This is a genomic window from Micromonospora sp. URMC 107 (assembly GCF_051386315.1).
In the GTDB taxonomy this organism is placed as follows: domain Bacteria; phylum Actinomycetota; class Actinomycetes; order Mycobacteriales; family Micromonosporaceae; genus Micromonospora.
Window position 1 is genome coordinate 1 of sequence record NZ_JBPQTK010000220.1, and the last position, 5,243, is coordinate 5,243.

Annotated in this window: 5 protein-coding genes; 4 read left to right on the top strand and 1 reads right to left on the bottom strand. The window is 73.2% G+C overall.

Annotated features, from left to right (window positions below):
- Positions 1-625: 625 nt before the first annotated feature.
- Positions 626-952 carry a hypothetical protein gene (locus ACSNN9_RS27650; protein WP_436676230.1) on the top strand — a complete coding sequence of 109 codons (327 nt, stop codon included), beginning with the start codon at positions 626-628 and terminating at the stop codon, positions 950-952.
- A 92-nt stretch (positions 953-1,044) separates the two neighbouring features.
- Here ACSNN9_RS27650 and ACSNN9_RS27655 read toward each other — a convergent pair whose 3' ends face one another.
- Entirely contained in the window at positions 1,045-2,118 is a 1,074-nt protein-coding gene (locus tag ACSNN9_RS27655; protein ID WP_436676232.1) for a DUF2332 domain-containing protein, read from the bottom strand.
- Positions 2,119-2,278: 160 nt separating this feature from the next.
- Here ACSNN9_RS27655 and ACSNN9_RS27660 point away from each other — a divergent pair, with 160 nt between their 5' ends.
- The 3 genes from ACSNN9_RS27660 (at position 2,279) to ACSNN9_RS27670 (ending at position 5,173) form a co-directional block, all read left to right on the top strand.
- Positions 2,279-2,587, top strand: a complete 309-nt coding sequence (locus ACSNN9_RS27660; protein ID WP_233600326.1) for a YbaB/EbfC family nucleoid-associated protein — start codon at positions 2,279-2,281, stop codon at positions 2,585-2,587.
- A 7-nt stretch (positions 2,588-2,594) separates the two neighbouring features.
- On the top strand, positions 2,595-3,188 hold the full coding sequence (gene recR / locus ACSNN9_RS27665) for a recombination mediator RecR (protein ID WP_357877831.1): 594 nt from the start codon (positions 2,595-2,597) through the stop codon (positions 3,186-3,188).
- Positions 3,189-3,508: 320 nt separating this feature from the next.
- A complete protein-coding gene (locus ACSNN9_RS27670; protein ID WP_436676234.1) occupies positions 3,509-5,173 on the top strand; it encodes an ABC transporter substrate-binding protein in 1,665 nt (554 codons plus the stop codon).
- The last annotated feature ends 70 nt before the right edge of the window (positions 5,174-5,243 follow it).

A 5,243-nucleotide genomic window follows, 5' to 3' on the forward strand; every position in this document is an offset into this window, starting at 1 on the left:
CGATCGGGCCGGCCCCACCGCCGGCCCGATCGCCACCAACCCGCCCGCTGGCGGCCCCAGCGGCGGTGGCCCGAACGGTGGCGACCCTGACGGTGGCCCGCCCGGCGGCCGAAGCGGCCCGGCAGGCGGCGGCCCGGTCGGCGGCGGGGCTGGCGGCGTAGCTGCTGGTGGCCCTCACGGCGTGCTGCCCGGCGGCGGTCCGACCGGCGGCGGTGCGACCGGCGGTGGCCCCACGGGCGGGGCGACCCGTCCGGCCCCAGGTGCGGCGCGGACCGGCGGCGTCGCCGTCGAGGAGACCGAGGACTGGCCCGAACCGGCCCGGCCCGGTGGTGCCGGCGGCGGTGCCGAGGACTGGCCCGAGCCCGCGCGCCCGGGTGGCGCCGCGACCGGCGCCGGCAGCGAGGAAGACTGGCCGGAGCCGGCCCGCCCGGGTGGCGCGTCGGCCACCGGCACATCGGCCACCGCAGCGTCGACCAGCGGCACGGCAGCCGGTTCCCCGACGGCGACCGGCCAGCCCGGCACCAGGCCGGCGACCGCCACGGCGTCGGCGACCGCCGCGCCCGTCGTATCGAAGCCGGCCGGCTCCTCGACGGCTCCGCAGCAGGCCGGGCCGACCGGTCCACCGGTGAGCAGCGCGATCGCGGCGGCGCGGGCGGCTGCGGCGGGACGCGGTCCGCGTACCGGCCAGCCGGCCCGGAAGACCGCGGACGCCGACTGGGCCGGCGAGCCGCCGTACGACCCGGACTTCGACGGCCCGGTGCGCGGCGGCGGGGGACGCCCCGGCGGCGCCCGGCCGGCGGCCCCGAACTTCGAGGGCTTCGACCCGGGCGACGAGCCGCTGGACGAGGTCATCGACGAGCAGACCGCGCGGGAGTCCAGCGAGGAACAGGCGGTACGGCTGCTGCGCGAGGCGTTCGGCGCGGAGAAGATCGACGAAGTGGACGCCCGCTGACCCGCTACGGCGGATCCTGGTAGGAAACGGCCCTTCCGGGGTCGCTTCCGCACCAAGATCCCCACGGGGTGCGCGGCGGGTGGCAGGGTCGGTCAGGTGGGCCAGGCGGGTAGGCCGTGGGGATGTGCCTCTGCCAGCAGGCGTTCCGGGCCGGTGCCGAGCCGGGCGCGGAGCTGGAAGTCGTTGCGGGCCTCCCACGGGTGCGGTTCGAAGGACAGGTGGGCGACCGGCGCGTCGGGGCCGCCCGCGGCGGCCAGGCGCTCCAGCTCGACGGTGACCCGCGCCCACTCCTCGGCCGGCACGTACTGGCGCATCACCGAGTGCCACACCACGGTCAGCGTGCCGGGGCGCGGGGCGATCTTGGCGAGGAAGTCGGCCGCCCCCGCCGCGACCACCCGGGCCGGCAGCCGCCCGGCCAGCTCCAGCGCGCCGGCCAGCCGGGCCGCGCGGGCGGTGTGCTCCGGCCATAGGTACGCCCGCAGCGCGAGCGCGCCGTCGGGGTCGCCCGGGTCGAGCGGGGCGACGTCGCAGCCGAGCCGCTCCACCACGGTCAGCTCGGGGTACGCCCCGGCCGCCGCCCGCAGCCAGTCGGGCGCTCCGCCCCGCCAGGCGCCGGGCAGGCGCACCGGGGAGTCGGCGGGCCCCCAGGCGAAGCCGGCGGCCTCGACGCGGAACCGGTCGGCGCGCAGGTTCAGCCCGGCGCTCGCGCCCAGCTCGACGAGGCGCACCGGCAGCCCGCCCACCTCGTGGACGGCGAGCAGCAGTCCGGCCAGCAGCAGGTTGGCCCGGCCGACCTCGTTGGTCTGGGGCGGGCGGCGCAGCCAGCCGCGCAGCGTGTCGTGCTCGGCCTCGACGACCGCCCGGAACGCGGCCCAGCAGGCGGGGGCGTCCGCCGCCCGGTGCGCCCCGCCCGCGCTGGGGTAGAACCGGGCCAGCTCCGGCGCCCGGCCGGAGAGCACCAGCGCGTGCACGCCGCCGAGCAGGCGCAACGACACGAGGGCGTCGGCGTCGGCGTCCTCGTACCCCGTGATGACGGTGGCGCACGGCCCGCCGGCCCGCACGTCGCCGGCGGCGCGCGCCAGCAGGTCGGCGTAGAGGGCGGCGTCCATCTCGGCGCAGGCCCGCGCCTGCCGTTCCATGGCCGCCGCGGCCTGTTCCCGGGACATCCGCCACCTCCGTCCGGTCGGTCCCGTGATCGTGCGCCCGGACCCGCCGCGAGCCAAGCACCGGGCGGGGCGAGGCTGCTCACAGCGGATAGGCTGAGCGGCGGCCGAGCGAGACGAGTGCGAGAAGGAGCCATCCGTGCGCCCAGGTGGACAGCCGAACATGCAGCAGATGCTGAAGCAGGCGCAGAAGATGCAGCAGCAGATCGCCAAGGCGCAGGCCGAGCTCGCCGAGGCGGAGCTGACCGGCACCGCCGGCGGTGGCCTGGTCACCGCGACCGTCGCCGGCACCGGCGAGCTGAAGTCGATCAAGATCGACCCGAAGGCGGTCGACCCGGAGGACGTGGAGACCCTGGAGGACCTGGTCGTCGCGGCCATGCACAACGCCGCCGAGGCGGCGCGGGAGCTGACCGAGAAGAAGATGGGCCCGGTCACCGGCGGCATGGGCGGCCTCGGCCTGCCCGGTTTCTGAGCGGCAGATGTACGAGGGCGCCATCCAGGACCTGATCGACGAGCTGGGGCGGCTGCCGGGCGTGGGCCCGAAGAGCGCCCAGCGGATCGCCTTCCACGTCCTGTCCGCCGACCCGGCCGACGTCAACCGGCTGGCCGGGGCGTTGCGCAAGGTCAAGGAACTGGTGCGGTTCTGCACCAGTTGCTACAACGTGGCCGAGTCCGACCAGTGCCGGATCTGCCGCGACCCGCGCCGCACCGACGAGGTGCTCTGCGTGGTCGAGGAGCCCAAGGACGTGGTCGCGATCGAGCGGACCGGTGAGTTCCGGGGCCGCTACCACGTGCTCGGCGGGGCGATCAACCCGCTGGAGGGGATCGGGCCGGACAATCTGCGCATCCGCGAGTTGATGGCCCGGCTCAGCGCCGGCACGGTGCGGGAGCTGATCCTGGCCACGGACCCGAACACCGAGGGCGAGGCGACCGCGACGTACCTGGCGCTGATGGTCAAGCCGATGGGCATCGCGGTGACCCGGTTGGCGAGCGGCCTGCCGGTCGGCGGCGACCTGGAGTACGCCGACGAGATCACGCTCGGCCGGGCCTTCGAGGGCCGTCGCGCCGTCTGAGTTTCCGCGTTGGGCGGCACCGGATCCCGGTGCCGGCCAACGTCGTACGGGCGCCCGCGGGTCCACTGTGGGGTTCTGACATGCGGATGATCCTGGTGACGATCGATGTAACAAATCGGCATCGGTCAACCCGGACATAATGCCCCTTTGTCCACGGTCCGGAACGGCCTTCGAGGCGGGGTGCATCGGTTAAGACACGATCCGGTACCAACCGGTTCCTCGATGGTTTCCCGTCGGTCCGAACGGCGGCTAAGGTCACGGCGATCGGTGACCCCTGTCACCACGATTGTCCGTAACCCCAAGGACGAGGTGAAGCACCCATGCGTGCATCCAGGCCGAAGGTCGCCCTCGCGGCCGTCGCGGTCGCGGCCCTCGCGGTAGCAGGCTGCGCCGAGAGCGACCGCGATGACAGTTCCGGCGGTAGCAAGAAGGACACCCTCGTCTTCGGCGTAGCCGGAGACCCGAAGGTGCTCGACCCGAGCTTCGCCAGCGACGGTGAGTCGCTGCGCGTGGCGCGTCAGGTCTTCGAGACGCTGGTCCGTCCGGAGGAGGGTGGCACCAAGGTCACCCCCGGCCTGGCCGAGTCCTGGACCCCGGACGCCGCCGGCACCACGTGGACCTTCAAGCTGCGCTCCGGCGTGAAGTTCCACGACGGCACCGAATTCAACGCCGAGGCGGTCTGCAAGAACTTCGACCGCTGGTACAACGCCAAGGGCCTCATGCAGAGCCCGGACGTGACCCCGTACTGGCAGGACGTCATGGGCGGCTTCGCCAAGAACGAGAGCGCGGACCTGCCGCCGAGCCTCTTCAAGTCCTGCACCGCCAAGGACGCCACGACCGTCGACCTGGCCTTCACCCGGGTCTCCAGCAAGATCCCGGCCGCGCTGATGCTGCCGTCGTTCTCGATGCACAGCCCGACCGCGCTGGAGAAGTACGACGCCAGCAACGTGGGCGGCACCGCCGAGGACATCAAGTACCCGGCCTACGCCACGGCGCACCCGACCGGCACCGGCCCGTTCAAGTTCAAGTCCTGGGACGTCGCCAACAAGACGCTCACCATCGAGCGCAACGAGGACTACGCGGGCCAGAAGGCCAAGCTGAAGACCCTCATCTACAAGACGATCTCGGACGAGAACGCGCGCAAGCAGGCGCTGCGCTCCGGCGACATCCAGGGCTACGACCTGGTCGGCCCGGCCGACGTCGAGCCGCTGAAGGGCGAGGGCTTCAACGTCCTGACCCGCCCGGCGTTCAACATTCTCTACCTGGGCATCAACCAGAAGGGCAACCCGAAGCTCGCCGACGTGAAGGTCCGCCAGGCCATCGCGCACGCGCTGAACCGGCAGGCCCTCGTCGACTCGAAGCTGCCCCCGGGCGCCAAGGTCGCCGACAACTTCATGCCGGACACCGTCGAGGGTTGGAACGGCGACGTCACCAAGTACAACTACGACCCGGCGAAGGCGAAGGCGCTGCTGGCCGAGGCCGGCGCGACGAACCTGACCCTGCGGTTCCACTACCCGACCGAGGTCACCCGGCCGTACATGCCGAACCCGAAGGACATCTTCGAGCTGCTCTCGGCGGACCTCAAGGCGGTCGGCATCAACGTCCAGGCCATCCCGCTCAAGTGGAGCCCGGACTACCTGAACGCCACCACCTCGGGCAACAAGCACGACCTGCACTTCCTCGGCTGGACCGGTGACTACGGCGACGCGTACAACTTCATCGGCACCATGTTCGACCGGCCGAAGGCCGAGTGGGGCTTCACCAACAAGGCCCTGTTCGACCAGTTCAAGGACGCCGACACCACCGCCGACGCGGCGGCCCGGACCGAGAAGTACAAGGCCCTGAACAAGGCCATCATGGACTTCCTGCCCGGTGTCCCGGTGTCGCACTCGCCGCCGGCGATCGTGTTCGGCAAGGACGTGACCGGGGTCAAGGCGAGCCCGCTCACCGACGAGCGGTTCTCCACCGCCGAGTTCAAGTCCTGATCTGACGCTCCGAGTCGTGGGGGGGGGGGGGGGGGGGGGGGGGGGGGGGGGGGGGGGGGGGGGGGGGGGG